Consider the following 18,009-nt stretch of genomic DNA (forward strand, 5'->3'; position numbering starts at 1 on the left):
GTCTATTCCGTATCGATGTGGTTAGCCAGCATATAGCCGAAGCCCCTGACGGTGCGGATCCGCGATTTGCCAATCTTATCGCGCAGGTTATGGATATGCACTTCCAGGGTATTGGTCGCTGGCTCATTGTCCCAGCTGTAGATATCGTTGTAGAGGATCTCGCGATGTACCGGGCTGCCGGCTTTCATCATCAGCCGCGACAGCAGGGCATACTCCTTCGGCGTCAGATCCAGCGCCGTCTCACCGAGCCACACCTGGCGGCGGGTGACGTTGAGGCGCAGATCGCCGACGCTGATTTCGTTATCGCCCTGATTATTATGCCGACGGAGCAGGGCGCGAATGCGCGCGTTTAGCTCTTCCAGGGCAAAGGGTTTCACAAGATAGTCATCCGCGCCGGTGTCGAGACCGCTAATGCGATCCTCAAGGGTATCGCGGGCGGTGAGGATCAGCACCGGCTGGGTCATTTTCTCCCGCCGCATACGGGCGAGAAAATGTAGGCCGTCTTCGTCCGGCAGGCCGAGGTCGAGTACGATCAGGCTGTAGTGATTGCTGGCCAGCGACAGCGCTGCTTCGTGCGCCGTGGAGACGCCGTCGCACACGTATCCTTCACTTTGCATCGCCAGTATCAACCCCTGCAACAGCAGCGCATCGTCTTCAATGACTAAGATTTTCATCAACCAGCCTCTCTACATGGCGTTAAAATATCATCTGCCGCCTGGTACTCGTGGGTGCTGACGCCGAGCAGGCCGAGCAGGGTGGAGAACAGATTATCTTGTGAATAATCCTTCGTCTTAGCCTGTTGTTGCAAACACTGGCTGGAAACACCGTAACGTTGCTGGTAATCCGGCGACAGCCACAGCAGCATGGGCACGTGCTTTTGCGTATCCGGCGCAATGGAGTACGGCAGACCATGCAAATAGACGCCATTTTCGCCCAGCGATTCGCCGTGGTCGGACAAATAAACCAGGCTAGTGGTGAATTTGTCCTGTTTAGATTGCAGTAGTTTTATCGCTTTATCAACGACATAGTCGACATACAGAATGGTGTTATCGTAGGTATTGGTCAACTGTTGTTGCGTACAACTTTGGATTTCATTGGTATCGCAGGTTGGGGTGAATTTTTTGAATTCAGCCGGATAGCGATTGTAATAGGTTGGGCCGTGGCTGCCGATGGTATGCAGTACGATAATGCCATCCTGTTGCAGGTTATCGATATAGCTGTCGAGATTATGGAACAGCACGTCGTCGTAGCACTCGCCGTCGATGCACTGTCCGGTTAGCTTCAGATCGGTCACGTTCTGATGCGGTACCCGATCGCAGGCCCCCTTGCAGCCGCCATCGTTGTCGTTCCACAGCACCTGGATGCCGGCGCGCTGCAGAATATCCAGGACGCCTTCCTGGTGATGGGCCAGCTCTTCGTCATAGCGCGCGCGCGGCATATTGGAGAACATGCAGGGCACGGAAACCGCAGTTGCTGTGCCGCAGGAGGTGGTTTTCGGGAAGTACACCACGTTGTCCTGTTGCAGGCGCGGGTTAGTCTCCCGATCGTAGCCGCCCAGTGAGAAGTTATCCGCTCGCGAAGTCTCGCCGAGCACCACAATCGTCAGGTTCTTACGGGGACCGTTATGCATCACCGGTTTCTGCGTGGCATCTTCGCCAATCTTCACCAGCGGCAGGTTGTCCATGCGATGGTGCGCATACCAGGAGTTCAGCGCCACAATGCTGTTGGAGGGGCTCAGGGATTTCACCAGCTCTTTGTTGTTACGGAACACCGAGGCGTAATCTTTGTAGAACAGCGCGGCCACCAGAATTATCAGTAGTGCCGAAACGGCGATATTGAGCAGACGCATCGCCGCGCCGCGCCAGAAAGAGGCAGGTTTACGAACTTTAATCCACCAGGCCACCAGAACCATCAACAGGCCGGAAACTCCAAGCACGATGACCATTTTCGTCGACAACAGAGCGAAGCTTTCCGCCGGGGTGGTATCGAAGATATTGGCGATCATCGAACGGTCAATCACCACGCCGAAGGACCAGATAAAGTACTGAGCCGAAGCGCTGAGTAGAATAAAAAGGCTAATCACCAGCCGGTCCAGCTTCAGGAACGAGGCGAGGGTGGTGAGGATATTCATCACGCAAATGGCCACGATTGGCATACTGAGGAATACCAGCCAGTTATGCAGGCTATTTACCGGCAGTAGCGGGAAAACCTGGCGATAAAAAGCCAGGTTGAGAAAGATACCGATATAGCAAGCAAAGAGAATCAGATACGTTGTGCGGCTGAGAACGGGCCGACGCAGAGGCAATAAAGACATAACACCTACCTACAGAAAGAGATATGGGTATAATGCCAGCTCTGTTTTAAGACAACCTTAAGATTTTAAGGTGCGCCGAAAGCCGATCCTCCGGCGCGCAGGATCAGCCCGGCAGCTGGAGCGCTTTCTCCAGCGCCCCTCGCAGCAGCGCCCGGTCATGGCGATAGGGAACGTCGCTGGCTTCCAGCGGCGTCTGAATTACCAGCCGGTTGTCGATGCCGCTGATATCGGCTTTTGGGCCGGCGATGACCGCATCCACCACCCGCTTGCCCACATAGCGCTCCATAATCGCGATGCGCTCCGCCAGCGACAGCCTCGCGGCCGGGCTGTGCTCTTTGCCGAGGTTATCGATAAACACCATCGGCGCCGGAGTGCGACGCAGCGCCTGGGCCATCTCGTCAAGCAGCAGGATTGGCAGCAGGCTGGTATAGAAACTGCCCGGGCCGATAAGGATCAGATCGGCTTCGGCGATGGCCTCCACCGCCTCACGGGTGGCCGGTACCGGCGGGGTGAGCATCAGCTCCTGCGGCACGCTTTCGAGCTGATCGATATTGACTTCACCGTAAACTTCATGGCCTTCATGATCGAGCGCCATCAAATCCACCGGTTGTTCCGACATCGGAATAAGAAAAGCGTCCACTTTGAGCAGGTTTCTGATCAAATTGATCGCTTCCAACGGCCGCACGCTGAGGTGATCCAGCGCCTTTAACATCAGATTTCCCAGGTTATGGCCGGAAAGCTCGCCATTGCCGCTAAAACGGTACTCAAACATCGCCGACGCCACGCTCGGCTCGGCGATTAACTGATTGATGCAGTTGCGCATATCGCCCCAGGCAATGCCGCCTTCCGAGCGGCGGATCCGCCCGGTGGATCCCCCGTTGTCGGTGGTGGTCACAATGCCAGTCAGCCGTGAGCCCAGCGAGGAGAGGGAGGACATTACCCGACCCAGACCATGCCCGCCGCCGAGCGCCACCACCCGATCCAGGTCAGCGAATGTACGATTGCGCATAGAAATTCCTTATTTCACATAAACGGCCACACACTACCCGATCTACCCCTAAAAGACGATGGGAGGAGCCCGACAAACTGACCGATATCAAGGCAAAAAGATGATTTATGGCTATTCTGTAGCGAAAATGCACGAAGGTAGCGATATATACAAGAATATATAGCGAAATCGCAAATGGCGAAACCGTCTGGAACGCGCTACTATCGGCATAACCTGTTAACACTCTAGCCTCTTCGCCTGTGTCAAAAGATATGGCGGTTTGGCCGCGACGCCGCCGGTTGTCGCCAGGGCGTGGGAAGAAATGACCGCGTCTCCCGTATTTGGAAAGGTGTATATGGCCTCACAGCTTACCGATGCATTCGCGCGTAAGTTTTATTACCTACGTCTGTCGATTACCGATGTGTGCAATTTCCGTTGCACCTACTGCCTGCCGGATGGCTACAAGCCCGGCGCCGTCAATAACAACGGCTTTCTTAGCGTAGACGAAGTGCGCCGGGTCACGCGCGCTTTCTCCGCGCTGGGCACTGAAAAAGTTCGCCTCACCGGTGGGGAACCCTCCCTGCGCCGTGACTTCACCGAGATCATCGCCGCCGTGCGTGAAAACCCGGCGATCCGTCAGATTGCCGTCACCACTAACGGTTATCGCCTGGCGCGCGATGTCGAACGCTGGCGCGATGCCGGGCTGACGGCGATCAACGTCAGCGTCGATAGCCTCGACGCCCGCCAGTTCCATGCCATCACCGGCCAGGATAAATTCCACCAGGTGATGGACGGGATTGACGCCGCCTTCGCCGCGGGCTTTGACAAGGTGAAGGTGAATACCGTACTGATGCGCGATGTTAATCATCACCAGCTTGATACCTTCCTCGCCTGGATCCAGCCGCGTCGTATTCAGCTGCGTTTTATTGAGCTGATGGAAACCGGCGAGGGCAGCGACCTGTTCCGCCGTCACCATCTCTCCGGCATGGTGTTGCGCGACGAGCTGCTGCGTCGCGGCTGGATCCACCAGATCCGCCAGCGCAGCGATGGTCCGGCGCAGGTCTTTTGTCATCCGGACTACGCCGGCGAGATCGGCCTCATCATGCCGTACGAAAAAGACTTCTGCGCCACCTGCAACCGTCTGCGCGTCTCCTCCGTCGGCAAATTGCACCTGTGCCTGTTTGGCGAAGGCGGCGTCGACCTGCGCGACCTGATGGCCGATGATCGGCAGCAGGCCGCGCTGGAAGCGCGGATCGCCGAAGCCTTAACCCATAAAAAGCAGACCCATTTCCTGCATCAGGGCAACACCGGTATTACGCAGAACCTGTCCTATATTGGCGGATAATCGTTTTCGAAAGGAGCATTCAGATGAGCCAGGCTAGCGCTGAGTTTATTCCGACCCGTATTGCTATTCTTACCGTTTCCAGTCGTCGCGGCGAAGCGGACGACACTTCCGGCCACTTGCTGCGTGAGGCGGCGCAGGAGGCGGGGCACCATGTCGTCGATAAGGCGATAGTCAAAGAGAACCGCTACGCCATCCGCGCCCAGGTATCGGTGTGGATCGCCAGCGATGAGGTACAGGTGGTGCTGATCACCGGCGGGACCGGGTTCACCGAAGGGGACCAGGCGCCGGAAGCGCTGCTGCCGCTGTTTGACCGTGAGGTGGAAGGTTTTGGCGAAGTGTTCCGCATGCTGTCGTTCGAAGAGATCGGCACCTCGACGCTGCAGTCCCGGGCCGTGGCCGGCGTCGCTAACCACACGCTGATCTTCGCTATGCCGGGCTCGACGAAAGCCTGCCGCACGGCGTGGGACAACATCATTGCCCCGCAGCTGGATGCCCGCACCCGTCCTTGTAATTTTATTCCTCACCTGAAGAAATAATGTATGTCACAACTGACCCATATTAACGCCGCGGGCGAAGCCCATATGGTGGATGTCTCCGGCAAAGCGGAAACGGTACGCGAAGCGCGCGCCGAGGCTTATGTCGAGATGCAGGCGACAACCCTGGCGATGATTATCGACGGCAGCCATCATAAAGGCGACGTTTTCGCCACGGCGAGGATCGCCGGGATCCAGGCGGCCAAGCGCACCTGGGAGCTGATCCCGCTGTGCCATCCGCTGATGCTCAGCAAAGTGGAAGTCAATTTGCAGGCGCAGCCGGAACATAACCGGGTGCGCATCGAATCGCTCTGCCGCCTGACCGGCAAAACCGGCGTCGAGATGGAAGCCCTTACCGCCGCCTCGGTTGCCGCGCTGACCATTTACGATATGTGCAAGGCGGTGCAGAAGGATATGGTGATAGGCCCGGTGCGCCTGCTGGCGAAAAGCGGCGGCAAGTCCGGCGATTTTAAGGTGGACGAACGCCATGATTAAGGTTCTGTTTTTTGCCCAGGTGCGCGAGCTGGTGGGGACTGATTCGCTGACTCTCGACGCCAGCGAGCTGGCCACCGTTGAGGCTGTGCGTCAGCAGCTTGCCGCTCGCGGCGATCGCTGGGCGCTGGCCCTGGAGGAGGGCAAGCTGCTGGCGGCGGTTAACCAGACGCTGACCGCCTTTGACCATTCTGTCGCCAGCGGGGATGAAGTGGCGTTCTTCCCACCGGTCACCGGAGGCTGACATGACGCAAACTCGTATCGTCGTTAGCCCGGCGCGCTTTAGCGTTGGCGAGGAGTATCTCTGGCTGGCCGAACGCGACGAAGACGGCGCGGTGGTTACCTTCACCGGCAAAGTGCGTAATCACAACCTCGGCGACAGCGTGAAAGCGCTGACTCTCGAGCACTATCCGGGGATGACCGAGAAATCGCTGGCGGAGATTGTCGACCAGGCGCGCGAGCGCTGGCCGCTGGGCCGGGTGACCATTATCCATCGCATCGGCGAAATGTGGCCGGGGGAAGAGATTGTGTTTGTCGGCGTCACCAGCGCCCACCGCGGCAGCGCCTTCGCCGCCGGCGAGTTTATGATGGACTACCTGAAAACCCGCGCGCCGTTCTGGAAACGCGAGGCGACACCGGAGGGCGAGCGCTGGGTCGATGCCCGCGACAGCGATCGTCAGGCGGCAGAGCGCTGGTAGTGTGATACGCTTACAGAGTGAAACTTTGTTAATCAGGAGAGAGTCATGGACAGATATCCGCGTTCCGATTCAATAGTGCAGGGCCGCAGCGGCCTGCAGACTTATATGGCGCAGGTGTACGGCTGGATGACGGTCGGCCTGCTGCTGACGGCGTTTATCGCGTGGTTTGCGGCGAATACTCCGGCGGTGATGATGTTCGTCTTTTCGAGCAAAATCACCTTTTTCGGGCTGATCATCGCCCAGCTGGCGCTGGTGTTTGTGCTGTCGGGGATGGTGCAGCGGCTGAGCGCCGGGATGGCGACCACCCTGTTTATGCTCTATTCGGCGCTCACCGGATTGACGCTGTCGAGCATTTTTATCGCCTACACCTACTCCTCCATTGCCAGCACCTTTGTGGTCACCGGCGGGATGTTCGGGGCGATGAGTCTGTACGGCTACACCACCAAGCGCGATCTGAGCGGCTTCGGCAGCATGCTGTTTATGGGGCTGATTGGCATCGTGTTGGCGTCGCTGGTTAACCTGTGGCTGAAGAGCGAGGCGCTGATGTGGGCCGTGACCTACATCGGGGTGGTGCTGTTTGTCGGCCTGACCGCCTACGACACCCAGAAGCTGAAAAACATCGGCGAGCAGATTGATACCCGCGACAGTGCCAATCTGCGTAAATACTCGATCCTCGGCGCCTTAACGCTGTATCTGGATTTCATCAACCTGTTCCTGATGCTGTTGCGTATTATGGGCAACCGCCGCTAACCTCTTTATATCAAAAGGTTGCATCCCCTACCGCCCGGCAAGCGCAGCGCCGCCGGGCGAGACGTCAGGCGCGGTACCCGTGGTATTGCCGGGTGGCGGCTGCGCCTTACCCGGCCTACAGGCTCCTCTCGCAGGCTCAGACCCCGTTGGTCCGCGCAAGCGCAGCGCCGCCGGGCGAGACGTCAGGCACGGTACCCGTGATATTGCCGGGTGGCGGCTGCGCCTTACCCGGCCTACAGGATCCTTTCACAGGCTCAGACCCAGTAGGTCCGCGCAAGCGCAGCGCCGCCGGGCGATTTCATTCGCGGGCCAGCTTGCGCTGGTTCTTTTGCCGCAACTTTTTCGCCCGACTCTCCAGCAGCAAATAGGCCACCGTCGCTAGCAGCAGCGGCAGGAAATAATAGAGCGCGCGCCAGGCGAGGAGAGCGGCGATGATCGCTCCCTTCGAAATCTCTTCCCCGGAGAGCATGGCGATGAACACCGCCTCCAGCACGCCAATCCCGGCCGGAATGTGGATAATCACCCCGGCGATACTGCTCACCAGCAGTACCCCCAATACAAGGAAATAGTTAATCTCGCTGCCCAACAGCAGCCAGATGATCGCCCCCATCGCCATCCAGTTCGCCGCCGAGACCCCCATCTGCAGCAGCGCGAATCGCCAGGAGGGCAGCACCAGCCGCTGACCTTTGATCGTCAGATGACGGCGTTTGGCGAAGGCGCAGCCAAACAGATAGCACAGCGTGAGAAACAGCATCACTCCGCCGATAATGCGCAGAGTGGTCTGACTGATGTACCAGTGCGGCGGCAGCTTCACCAGATCCGCTGTAAATATCACCCCACCGAGCAGGATATAGCCCAGCCAGTTGGTGGTGATGCTTAATGAAAAAATACGGGTGATGGTGCCGCCGTTGAGCCCCAGCCGCGAGTACAACCGGTAGCGCATGCCGATGCCGCCGACCCAGGTGCTGAGGGTCAGGTTGAAGGCATAGCAGATAAACGACACCAGCATCACCTGGCGTTTCGCCAGCTTATGCCCACAATAGGCCCGGCCAAGCAGATCGTAGCAGCCGTAGATCAGATAGCTGACGATGACCAGCGCAATGGCGCTGAACAAGGCCAGCCGATCATAGCCGCGGATCACCTTCCATACTTCCTGCCAGTCGACCTTCTGCGCGTAAATCACCAGCAGGACGATCACGGCGATAAAAAAGAGTACGGTCAGCACTCTTTTTGCCATCCGCCAGCGAGGGTGCGATTTGCTCATAGTGGATTATCCCTGGTAGGTGACTCGACGCGATCCTGAGTTTCAATCTCCGGCTGCACCGGCGGGCTGACCCTGGCCAGCCGCGGAGTATGGGCCGGCAGCCAGCCGACCCACGCCGGAAAGTGGCGCAGAAAGTGGAAGGCCATCACGCTCACCCCCAGCCGCCACCAGTTGCGTTTCGGCAGCATCGTTTTATCGATCCGCTGACAATCCCGGGCGATAAGCCCGTTAAGATTATCGCGCAGCGTCTGGTTAAACACCCGGTCGTGGATGATCAGATTGGCTTCCAGATTCAACGACAGGCTGAGCGGATCGAGGTTGCTCGACCCGACGGTGGCCCAGTGGTCGTCCGCGAGGGCGACTTTGCCATGCAGCGGACGGCGGCGATATTCGTAGATCTGCACGCCGCCTTTGACGAGGTAGTGGTAGAGCAGGTGGGCGCCGAACTTCACAATCGGAATATCCGGTTCGCCCTGGACGATCAGCTTCACCCGCACCCCGCGCCGCGCGGCATTGCGCATCGCATGCAACAGACGGTAGCCGGGGAAAAAATAGGCGTTCGCGATTATCACCTCCCGGCGGGCGCTGGTCAGCATCTTCAGGTAGTGGCGTTCGATATCGTCGCGGTGATCCTGGTTATCGCGCCAGACGAACAGCGCCTGCGCCTCGCCGGGGGTCTGGTTGATCTCCGGCTGATGGCGACGACGGCGCCACCAGCGGCGGGCGGTTTCGCTGTTGGGCAGATTCTCCAGTTCGAACTGCAGAATATCGAGCACCACCGGCCCTTCGACCTGCACCGTGTAATCCTGTTTGGCCTCCGGGCCATAGTCGCTCATATGTTCGGCGGAGTAGTTGATGCCGCCGACAAAGGCGGTGGTGTCGTCGATCACCACGATTTTACGGTGCATGCGACGGAACAGGTTGGTACGCATTCCCATCAGCTTAGGGCGCGGGTCGTAATAGCGGAAAATCACCCCCGCGGCGGTCAGTTCACCGACAAACTCATCGCTAAGATCCGGCGAGCCGTAGCCGTCAAGCAGCACTTCCACCTGGATGCCGCGGCGGGCTGCCTTCAGCAGAACCGCGTGCAGCCGCCAGCCGACCTCATCTTCAAACCAGATAAAGGATTCGAGGATCACCCGCCGGCTGGCGCGACCGATGGCCGCAAACAGCGCCGGGTAATACTGGTCGCCGTTCTCCAGTAGCGTAATGCGGTTGCCTTCCTGCCAACGACATTTCACAAATGAATCTCCACGCTAAGGGGTGCATGATCGGACAGATGCCGCCACTGTTTGAGGGCCAGCGCCTTCGGGCGGCTGGCGTGGGCGTTCTTGACGTAAATGCGATCGAGGCGCAGCAGCGGAAAACTGACCGGAAAGGTGCGCGCCGGCCGTCCGCGGGCGCGGGTAAAGATCTCTTCCAGCCCTGCCTGGACCTTTAACGGCTGGTTAGCCTGCTGACGCCAGTCGTTAAAATCTCCGGCCACCACCACCGGCTCGCCGGCGGGCAGGGTATTGACCCACTCCGCCAGCATCGCCAGCTGCGCCTGCCGCTGGTCGGCACGCAGTCCGAGATGGACGCAAATGACGTGAATCGTAACGCCGCTCTGCGGCGGTACGATGCGGCAGTACAGCAGGCCGCGTTTCTCCCCGTTGCCGACCGAGATATCGCGATTTTCATAGTATTCAATCGGGAAGCGCGACAGCACGGCATTCCCGTGGTGACCTTCCGGATAGACCGCGTTGCGCCCATAGGCGTAGTCGCTCCACATAGTGTCGGCAAGAAATTCGTAATGGGTCTTATCTGGCCAGTTTTCGATATGCAGCGGGTGAACTTCGTGAGCGCCCATCACTTCCTGCAGGCAAACTATGTCAGCGCTGACGCTGCGAACGGCTTCGCGCAGCTCGGGCAAAATAAAACGCCGATTAAACGCCGTAAAGCCTTTATGGGTGTTAATTGTCAGCACGTTCAACGAAAATCCCGACGTTGGCTCAGCCATAATTCTCCAGTAAATGTCACTTTCCTGAATAAAATAGTGTAGTAGACGTCACAAAAAGATGCGGTGATACGGAATTTTCCGTAAAGTGCGGTACTCTGAGTAGCAGAGAAAAATCCTTCAGGAGAGAAGCCATGAAGTGGCAACAACGTGTACGCGTCGCAACAGGTCTTAGTTGCTGGCAGATTATGTTGCATCTACTGGTCGTGGCAGTGCTGGTGATGGGATGGATGAGCGGCGCGCTGGTGCGCGTCGGATTAGGGCTGTGCGTCCTCTACAGCGTCACGCTGCTGGCGATGCTGTTTCTGCAGCGTCACCATGAGGCGCGCTGGCGCGATGTGGGAGACTTCCTTGAGGAGCTCACCACCACCTGGTACTTCGGCGCCGCCATGATAGCGCTGTGGTTGCTGTCGCGCGTGCTGCACAACAACCTGCTGCTGGCCCTCGCCGGGCTGGTGATACTGGCAGGCCCGGCGGTGGTCTCGCTGCTGGCGAAAGATAAAAAATTACGCAATCTTTCTTCGGAACATCGCATACGCCGCTGAGCCGGTGGTGGCCGCTATGACCAGTAGCGGCCACAAACTTCCCCACACAATCTCCAGACTCGCATCCTTCAAATAAATTTGCTTGGTGATATCGGTAAAGTGGCGGATCGGGTTTATCCACGTCAGATCCTGCAGCCACTGCGGCATGTTTTCCACCGGTGAAACATAGCCGGAGAGAAGAATCGCCGGCATCATAAAGACGAACACGCCAATAAACGCCTGCTGTTGCGTTGAACATAGCGATGAGATCAATAAGCCAAATCCCACCAGCGACAGACCGTAAATCACCATGGTGAAATAGAACAGCAGCAGCGAGCCGGCAAAAGGGATCTGATAGGCCCAGATACCAATCGCCAGCACGATAGTCGCCTGCAGGGTGGCGACGATCAGCGCCGGTACCGCTTTACCGACAAAGATTTGCCAGGTGGCGAGGGGCGAGACCAGCAGCTGATCGAGGGTGCCCTGCTCGCGCTCGCGGGCCACCGACAGCGAGGTGACGATCATCACTCCGATGGTGGTGATCATGGCGATGAGCGACGGCACCACGAACCATTTGTAGTCGAGATTCGGGTTATACCAGTTGCGCACCACCAGTTCGCTGTTGTTCGGCTTCGCTTTGTCCTCCAGCAGTTCCTGCTGATAATTTTTCACGACCTGTTGCAGATAGTTGGCGGCGATTTGCGCGCTGTTGGAGTTGCGCCCGTCGAGCAGGAGCTGCAGCGGGGCGGTTTGATAGTTGTCGAGGTTGCGAGAGAAATCCGCCGGGAAGCGCACCACCAGCAGGGCTTTTTGTTCATCGATGGTCGGCTGGATCGCCTGCGGGCTTTTCAGCAGCAGAACGTGGGTAAAGGCTTTGGCGCGGGCGAAGCGCTGAGTGAGTTCCACCGCGTGGCGACCGCTGTCTTCGTTGTAGATGGCGATGGTGGCGTTGGTCACCTCCAGCGTCGCGGCAAAGGGAAACAGCAGCACCTGAATCAGCACCGGCATGATTAAAATTGCCCGCGTCTGTGGTTCGCGCAGCAGCGACTGCAGCTCTTTGCGAATCAATGTCCATAAACGGTGAAACATAATAGCTCCTTTGGCCCATTCAACAACGCCGGGCGGCACTGCGTTTGCCCGGCCTGGGAGGATCGGCGAACCGTATAATCGATGTTGGTTAAACCGTAGGCCCGGTCAGCACAGCGCCACCGGGCAAAACCTAATCCAGACGCCGCTTGGTTTTCAACCATGTCAGACCGATAAACATCACCGCCGAAGCAATCAAAAACAGCACATTCACCAGCAGTACCACCGGAATATTGCCCGCCAGAAACAGGCTTTGCAGGGTGTTGACGAAATAGCGCGCCGGGATCACGTAGGTCACGGCGCGGATCACCGCCGGCATACTATCTATCTGGAAAATAAACCCGGACAGCATAATCGACGGTAAAAACGCGGCGTTCAGCGCCACCTGCGCGGCGTTAAACTGGTTGCGGGTAATGGTTGAGATAAGCAGCCCCATCCCCAGGGTGCTGAGCAAAAACAGACTGGTGATGACAAACAGGATCGGCAGCGAACCGCGATAGGGCACGCCGAGAATAAATACTGACACCAGCATACACAGCAGCATCGCCAGCATGCCGAGGAAGTAGTAGGGAATGAGCTTGCACAGCAGCAGTTCGGCGCGGGTGATCTCCGTCGACAGTAGCGCCTCCATGGTGCCGCGCTCCCATTCCCGCGCCACCACCAGCGAGGTCAGTATCGCGCCGACTACGGTCATGATAATGGTGATCGCCCCGGGGATAATAAAGTGCTGGCTGATAGCCGCCGGGTTAAACCAGTAGCGCATCTGCACGTCGATCAGCGGTTCAAAGGTCTCGCCGCGATCTTCCGCCCGCTGCTGCTGCCAGATCTGCCAGATCCCCTCCACGTAGCCCTGGGCGAAGTTAGCGGTATTGGGCTCGCTGCCGTCGGTGATGAGCTGGAGCGGCGCGCTGGCGCCGGGGCGGGCCATCTGGCGGTCGAAGTCCACCGGAATGACCACCATGGCGCGGATGCGACCGGCCTGCATCAGCTGAATTAACTGCTGGCGATTATCGCTGACGGTGGCGTCGATGTAGGGTGAGCCGGTCATGGTATGGACGAAATCCAGCGCCTCTTCGCTCTGCTGCTCCAGCAGAACCCCCACCCGCAGCTTGCTGGAGTCGAGGTTAATGCCGTAGCCGAAGATAAACAGCAGCAATAGCGGGATCACCACCGCAATCAGCCAGCTGCTGGGATCGCGGACGATCTGCCGGGTCTCTTTCATGCACAGGGCGCGGACCCGTCGCCAGGAGAGAAGGTTACTGCTCATGGCCATTCTCCTTATCCCAACGGTTAATCAGGGTAATAAACGCCTGCTCCATGGTCGGGTCCGTCTGGTTGTCATCCGCCGCCTGGGCCTTCAGCGCGTCCGGGGTGCCGCTGGCGATAAGCTTGCCGTGATAGACCAGCCCAATGCGGTCGCAATACTCCGCCTCATCCATAAAGTGAGTGGTGACCATCACCGTCACCCCTTTATCCACCATGCTGTTGATATGCAACCAGAATTCGCGACGAGTGAGGGGATCGACCCCGGAGGTGGGTTCGTCGAGAAACAGAATGTCTGGCTCATGCATCAGCGAGCAGGCCAACGCCAGCCGCTGCTTATAGCCGAGCGGCAGCTCGTCGGCGGCGTGGCGGGCAATGCTGTTCAGACCGAAGGCATCGCTCATGCGGGCGATTTTGTCATTTTGCGCCCGACCGCGCAGGCCGTAGACGCCGGAGAAAAAGCGCAGGTTCTGCTCGACGCTGAGGTTGCCGTACAGCGAAAATTTTTGCGCCATATAGCCCAGATGCTGACGCGCCTTGCCGGAGCTGACCTTAAGATCCATCCCCAGCACCAGCGCTTTGCCGGAGGTGGGCACCAGCAGGCCGCACATCATTTTGAAGGTGGTGGATTTACCGGCGCCGTTGGGGCCGAGCAGGCCGAAGATCTCGCCGCGCTTGACCTGGAAATCGACGTGGTCGGTGGCGGCGAAATCGCCAAATTTTTTCGTCAGCGACTGCGCCTCAATCACCGTTTCGTCTTTACTGCCGTCAACGCGATGGATAATCGCCCCCAGCGGCGATTCGGCGGTGCCGGCGCCGCCAAGCAGGTCGATAAAGGCGTCTTCAAAGCGCGGCGCGGTGTCGGCCACCTGCAGCGGCGGCATATCGTCATGTTCCTGAACCTCATCGATGCGGGCCTCCTTTTTCAGGATCAGACGCACCGATTTGCCCTGAATCACGCCGTCGCTAACCTGCGGCAGCTTCAGCGCCCGCTGCAGCAGGCGGCGGTTGTTCTCCTGCGGGCTGGAGACCAGAAAGCTGCGCCCGGCCATGGTTTGCGTCAGGGCCGTCGGCTCTCCTTGATAAAGCAATTTGCCTTCGTTCATCAGCAGCACATCGCGACACTGCTCGGCTTCATCGAGATAAGAGGTGCTCCACAGGATCAACATGCCGTCGCCGGCCAGCTCGTGCACCATCTGCCATAGCTCGCGGCGGGAGATCGGGTCGACGCCGACGCCGGGTTCATCCAGCAGCAGCACCTTCGGGTCACCCACAAGGGTACAGGCGAGCCCCAGTTTTTGCTTCATACCGCCGGAGAGCTTGCCCGCCAGCCGTTCGGTGAACGGGCCAAGGGCGGTAAAATCCAGCAGGCGGTCGAAAATTTTCTTCCGTGCCTCGCCGGTGACGCTGCGCAGGTCGGCGTACAGGGTCAGGTTTTCCATCACCGTCAGATCTTCATACAGGCCGAACTTCTGCGGCATATAGCCGAGCACCGCGTGCAGAGCGCTGTCGTCTTTTAGCGGATCAAAGCCGATCACCCTGGCGCTGCCCTCATCAGGCTTGAGCAACCCGGCGAGCATCCGCATCAGGGTGGTTTTCCCTGCGCCGTCGGGGCCTACCAGCCCGGTGACGTAGCCGGCGCGGATCGTACAGGTCAGCGGCGCCACCGCTGGCCTGTCCATCCCGGAGAAACGGCGGCTCAGGCCGTTTAAGGCGATGACGGCCTCACTCATGTCCGTTCCCGTGGTTAAAGGAGACGGTCACCGGCATCCCCTGGCGCAGGGCGCCGTCGGCATCGGTCACCACAATACGCAGACGATAAACGAGGTCGGTACGCAGATCCGGCGTTTCAACGGTCTTCGGCGTGAACTCAGCGCTTGGCGAGACAAAGCCGATTTTGCCGTGATAGGGCTTATCCGGCCGGCTGTCGGTATAGAGCAGCACCTCTTGTCCCGGCTGCGCCTGGCCGAGGTTTTTCTCATCAACGTAGGCCCGGACCCATACCGGATGAGTTAATGACAGCGTCAGCACCGTGCTGCCGGCGTTGAGCATGGTGCCGGGCTCGACGGCGCGGGTCATCAGCGTGCCGTCGGAAGGGGCGGTCAGCACCGTATCGTGCAGGTCCAGTTTGGCCTGCGCCAGCGCCGCCTGCGCCTGTTCGAGGCTGGCTTTGGCCTGGGCTATCTCCTGCGGACGGTTGCCGGCGCGGTATTGACGCAGTTTATCCTGCGCTGACTTCAGCGTTGCCTGCGCTTGGTCGCGCGAGGAGCGGGCGTTCTCCAGATCGTTGGCGGAAATGGCGCTGCTGGCGCGTAAACCCAGCTGGCGCTGATAAAAGTTTTGCGCGTAGTCGTAAGCGGCCTGCGCCTGATTTACCGCCGCCGCGGCCTGGGCAATCTCTTCCGAGCGGTAGCCGGCCATCATCAGGTCATACTGCGCCTGGGCGGTGGAGACGTTGGCCTGCGCCTGCAGCAGGGCGTTTTCATAGGGAGCTCGGTCAAGCGCGCCGAGGGTTTGCCCGGCGCGGATGCTGTCGCCTTCGTCGACGGTCAGCGAGGCCAGCCTGCCGCCGACGCGGAAGCTCATATTGACGGTGCGGATATCGACATTGCCATACAGGGTCAGCGGCTGCTGCCGGCTGCTCTGGTACCACCACCAGCCGCCGCCCAGCGCGGCGAGAAGAATCACGATCAGCAGAATGACGACGACGGGTTTTTTCATCAGCCCAAACTCCTTTGCGATAACCCATGCAGGATGAAATCGATATGACAGGTAATGACCTCAAAAATCTGTGCGGTTTTTTGCGCGTCAAACTGCGTCCAGCCGGTGCGCAGCAGGATAGTTTCACGCCCGAGACGGAAAGCGAGCACCTCGCCCAGCAGGGCGTGGGTATGAAGGATCATTTGCGTATCACCGGCATCGCGGCCGGTCCAGGCGGCGATTAGCCGGGTGAGATAGTGGTGCAGGGGGGCGATCACCTGCTGGTGGATCAGATGGTACGCGGCGGTGGGCGCCAACTGTTCCCGGGAAATAAATTTGCTCAAGTTGACCGTATCCTCCTGGGTCAGCAGCAGGATCATGTTATGGCAGGCGCTGAGGATAAGGGCGCGGATCGCCTGGCGATCCGGCGACTCTCCGGCGAGCAGGGCCTCCGCCGCTTCGGCGTGCGGGCGAAAATTGTCACCGATAAAATCGGCGATCCACTGGCCGCAGGCGAGATACAGGTCGTCTTTCGAGCCAAAATAGTAGGTGATAGCGGCGATATTCTGCCCGGCCTGGGCGGCGATGTCGCGGGTGGTGGCGTGCTGGCCGTACTCGCCAAACTGGGCGATAGCGGCCGCGATAAGCTGACTTTTTGCCTGTTCGCCTTTACTGGTCATCGCGCTCTTAAAAATTAATCAATCGATTGATTAACTTTAGGCGTCGACTGGCGCTTTGTCCACCCGCCAGGGCTAAATATGAAAGCCGTCTTCCTCTAGCTCCCCGGCGACCCAGGCGAAGAAGCGCTGGACCTTCTCCTTCTGTTCATTAGCGTGGGGAAGGACGAAGTGGTGCGCGCCGACCGGCATGCTCCGCTTGTCGGCAAACACCGGCGTCAGCTGCCCCTGGCGCACATGGCCGCCGGCCAGCAGATTGCTTTCCAGGATCACCCCCATCCCCATCCGGGCCGCCTCGATGCTCATGTACGACCGGTCGAAATTAAAGATAAAGTTTTTGTGCCAGCCGCGGACCTTGTGCCACGACAGCCAGTTGCTCCAGTTAATTAAGGTGCTGTCGGAATGGATCAGATCGCAGGCCAGCAGATCTTCCGGGGCGCGAACCGCATGGCGGGTTAAATAAGAGGCGGCGCTGTAGGGCAGGACGCACTCATTTTTAATGGTTCTGACCAGCAGCGTCGGCCACTGCGACAGCCCGTGGCGAATATCGATATCAATATTATCCCGGGAAAACTGAATGCTTTCGTAAGAGCAGGTGAGGCTGATTTTCAGCTCCGGCCAGGCCTGACGGAATTTATCCAGCCGCGGCATTAGCCACAGCAGGCCGAAGCTCGGCGCCGAGTGAATGCGTAAATAATCCTGATGAATATCGTTGATCACCTGGCTGGTGGCCTGGCCAATCATATTCAGCGCTCCGGAGACCTCTTTGAGATATTTTTCTCCCACCGCGGTTAACATCACGCCTTTGCTGCTGCGGGAGAACAGTTTTTTTCCCAGCAAGTGCTCCAGACTGGCTATCTGATGGCTGACCGCCGAGGCGGTAATGTTGAGATTCTCTGCCGCCAGGTTGAGGCTGCCGGTCGCGGCGACTTCAATAAAAGCCTGGATATTGCGTAAAGAGGGCATCGGCAGATTTTTATTGGGCAGTGGTTGACTCATGGCGGCATCCTGCGCGGGGCGCGAATAAAAGAAAATGGCGAACAGCGTGGCGCAGCCGTGATGAACAGCCCAGGGAAAAGCGAAAAAACCATTTTAATTTGTGATGGGCTTAACAATTTATCTCGTTAAAAGCACGCCTCTCAGTAAACGCTAAAAATTTGCGGGGAGTCACTAACTCAATTTTTCTCAATCATAATTGAGCTTTTTTGAATACCGTTTCATTTTTGGGTTGTTATATTCCCCTCACAGGCCTGATCACAAACTGCGATGCGCTTGGATCGCAATAATAAAACACCTAACCACCTGTTTCGCTGTGCAAAAAGACATGTCTCTCTTGTTGCGCCGGGGCGCGTGAAACGCGGCGACCCAGACGGCAACCT

Annotated in this window: 20 protein-coding genes and 1 riboswitch; of the genes, 8 read left to right on the plus strand and 12 right to left on the minus strand. The window is 58.5% G+C overall.

Annotated elements, in window-relative coordinates:
- Window positions 1-2: 2 nt before the first annotated feature.
- From pmrA to yvcK, 3 genes are all read right to left on the minus strand, one after another.
- Complete coding sequence (gene pmrA / locus CE636_RS23465; protein WP_004886130.1) at window positions 3-674, minus strand: two-component system response regulator PmrA; 672 nt, start codon at window positions 672-674, stop codon at window positions 3-5.
- Window positions 674-2,314, minus strand: coding sequence for a phosphoethanolamine transferase EptA (gene eptA, locus CE636_RS23470; protein WP_004886132.1), 1,641 nt, complete (start codon window positions 2,312-2,314; stop codon window positions 674-676). Before eptA ends, pmrA begins: the two co-directional genes overlap by 1 nt.
- Before the next feature lie 103 nt (window positions 2,315-2,417).
- Window positions 2,418-3,323: a uridine diphosphate-N-acetylglucosamine-binding protein YvcK gene (yvcK, locus tag CE636_RS23475; protein WP_017900174.1), complete on the minus strand. Its 906-nt coding sequence runs from the start codon at window positions 3,321-3,323 to the stop codon at window positions 2,418-2,420.
- 208 nt (window positions 3,324-3,531) lie between these two features.
- Window positions 3,532-3,670: riboswitch (molybdenum cofactor riboswitch) on the plus strand.
- Between yvcK and moaA the strand changes: the two genes are divergently transcribed.
- The 6 genes from moaA (at window position 3,658) to CE636_RS23510 (ending at window position 7,120) form a co-directional block, all read left to right on the plus strand.
- On the plus strand, window positions 3,658-4,647 hold the full coding sequence (gene moaA / locus CE636_RS23485; RefSeq protein WP_017900173.1) for a GTP 3',8-cyclase MoaA: 990 nt from the start codon (window positions 3,658-3,660) through the stop codon (window positions 4,645-4,647). Its footprint overlaps the riboswitch before it by 13 nt.
- A gap of 23 nt (window positions 4,648-4,670) precedes the next feature.
- Window positions 4,671-5,183, plus strand: a complete 513-nt coding sequence (gene moaB / locus CE636_RS23490) for a molybdenum cofactor biosynthesis protein B (RefSeq protein WP_017900172.1) — start codon at window positions 4,671-4,673, stop codon at window positions 5,181-5,183.
- Window positions 5,184-5,186: 3 nt separating this feature from the next.
- Window positions 5,187-5,675 (plus strand): cyclic pyranopterin monophosphate synthase MoaC, encoded by a 489-nt coding sequence (moaC, locus tag CE636_RS23495; RefSeq protein WP_004886142.1) that lies wholly within the window; start codon window positions 5,187-5,189, stop codon window positions 5,673-5,675.
- On the plus strand, window positions 5,668-5,916 hold the full coding sequence (gene moaD, locus CE636_RS23500; RefSeq protein WP_017900171.1) for a molybdopterin synthase sulfur carrier subunit: 249 nt from the start codon (window positions 5,668-5,670) through the stop codon (window positions 5,914-5,916). Before moaC ends, moaD begins: the two co-directional genes overlap by 8 nt.
- A 1-nt stretch (window position 5,917) precedes the next feature.
- Entirely contained in the window at window positions 5,918-6,370 is a 453-nt protein-coding gene (gene moaE, locus CE636_RS23505) for a molybdopterin synthase catalytic subunit MoaE (protein ID WP_004886150.1), read from the plus strand.
- Between the two features lie 45 nt (window positions 6,371-6,415).
- Window positions 6,416-7,120 carry a Bax inhibitor-1 family protein gene (locus CE636_RS23510; protein WP_017900170.1) on the plus strand — a complete coding sequence of 235 codons (705 nt, stop codon included), beginning with the start codon at window positions 6,416-6,418 and terminating at the stop codon, window positions 7,118-7,120.
- A 298-nt stretch (window positions 7,121-7,418) separates the two neighbouring features.
- Here the strand turns inward: CE636_RS23510 and CE636_RS23515 are convergent, their stop codons facing one another.
- Genes CE636_RS23515 through CE636_RS23525 form a run of 3 tightly spaced genes read right to left on the minus strand, consistent with a single transcriptional unit; the run spans window position 7,419 to window position 10,383 of the window.
- Window positions 7,419-8,384: a lysylphosphatidylglycerol synthase transmembrane domain-containing protein gene (locus tag CE636_RS23515; RefSeq protein WP_017900169.1), complete on the minus strand. Its 966-nt coding sequence runs from the start codon at window positions 8,382-8,384 to the stop codon at window positions 7,419-7,421.
- A complete protein-coding gene (clsB, locus tag CE636_RS23520) occupies window positions 8,381-9,625 on the minus strand; it encodes a cardiolipin synthase ClsB (protein WP_004886156.1) in 1,245 nt (414 codons plus the stop codon). The genes CE636_RS23515 and clsB overlap by 4 nt, the downstream gene beginning before the upstream one ends.
- Window positions 9,622-10,383: an endonuclease/exonuclease/phosphatase family protein gene (locus CE636_RS23525; RefSeq protein ID WP_017900168.1), complete on the minus strand. Its 762-nt coding sequence runs from the start codon at window positions 10,381-10,383 to the stop codon at window positions 9,622-9,624. The genes clsB and CE636_RS23525 overlap by 4 nt, the downstream gene beginning before the upstream one ends.
- A 131-nt stretch (window positions 10,384-10,514) precedes the next feature.
- Between CE636_RS23525 and CE636_RS23530 the strand changes: the two genes are divergently transcribed.
- Window positions 10,515-10,925 carry a YbhQ family protein gene (locus tag CE636_RS23530; protein WP_012542390.1) on the plus strand — a complete coding sequence of 137 codons (411 nt, stop codon included), beginning with the start codon at window positions 10,515-10,517 and terminating at the stop codon, window positions 10,923-10,925.
- Here the strand turns inward: CE636_RS23530 and CE636_RS23535 are convergent.
- The 6 genes from CE636_RS23535 to CE636_RS23560 all read right to left on the minus strand — a co-directional run bounded on the left by CE636_RS23535 (window position 10,887) and on the right by CE636_RS23560 (window position 17,629).
- Complete coding sequence (locus CE636_RS23535) at window positions 10,887-11,993, minus strand: ABC transporter permease (RefSeq protein ID WP_004886162.1); 1,107 nt, start codon at window positions 11,991-11,993, stop codon at window positions 10,887-10,889. The two genes, CE636_RS23530 and CE636_RS23535, sit on opposite strands and share 39 nt — an antisense overlap.
- Window positions 11,994-12,123: 130 nt before the next feature.
- Window positions 12,124-13,257 carry an ABC transporter permease gene (locus CE636_RS23540; protein ID WP_017900167.1) on the minus strand — a complete coding sequence of 378 codons (1,134 nt, stop codon included), beginning with the start codon at window positions 13,255-13,257 and terminating at the stop codon, window positions 12,124-12,126.
- On the minus strand, window positions 13,247-14,986 hold the full coding sequence (locus CE636_RS23545; protein WP_004886165.1) for an ATP-binding cassette domain-containing protein: 1,740 nt from the start codon (window positions 14,984-14,986) through the stop codon (window positions 13,247-13,249). The genes CE636_RS23540 and CE636_RS23545 overlap by 11 nt, the downstream gene beginning before the upstream one ends.
- On the minus strand, window positions 14,979-15,974 hold the full coding sequence (gene hlyD, locus CE636_RS23550; protein ID WP_017900166.1) for a secretion protein HlyD: 996 nt from the start codon (window positions 15,972-15,974) through the stop codon (window positions 14,979-14,981). The genes CE636_RS23545 and hlyD overlap by 8 nt, the downstream gene beginning before the upstream one ends.
- Window positions 15,974-16,648: a transcriptional regulator CecR gene (gene cecR, locus CE636_RS23555; protein ID WP_085955492.1), complete on the minus strand. Its 675-nt coding sequence runs from the start codon at window positions 16,646-16,648 to the stop codon at window positions 15,974-15,976. Before cecR ends, hlyD begins: the two co-directional genes overlap by 1 nt.
- A gap of 57 nt (window positions 16,649-16,705) precedes the next feature.
- On the minus strand, window positions 16,706-17,629 hold the full coding sequence (locus CE636_RS23560) for a LysR substrate-binding domain-containing protein (protein ID WP_017900164.1): 924 nt from the start codon (window positions 17,627-17,629) through the stop codon (window positions 16,706-16,708).
- Here CE636_RS23560 and CE636_RS28990 point away from each other — a divergent pair.
- Window positions 17,621-17,758, plus strand: a complete 138-nt coding sequence (locus CE636_RS28990) for a hypothetical protein (protein WP_032431308.1) — start codon at window positions 17,621-17,623, stop codon at window positions 17,756-17,758. The genes CE636_RS23560 and CE636_RS28990 overlap by 9 nt on opposite strands.
- The last annotated feature ends 251 nt before the right edge of the window (window positions 17,759-18,009 follow it).

This window comes from Klebsiella sp. LY (assembly GCF_004010915.1).
Taxonomy (GTDB): domain Bacteria; phylum Pseudomonadota; class Gammaproteobacteria; order Enterobacterales; family Enterobacteriaceae; genus Klebsiella; species Klebsiella quasipneumoniae.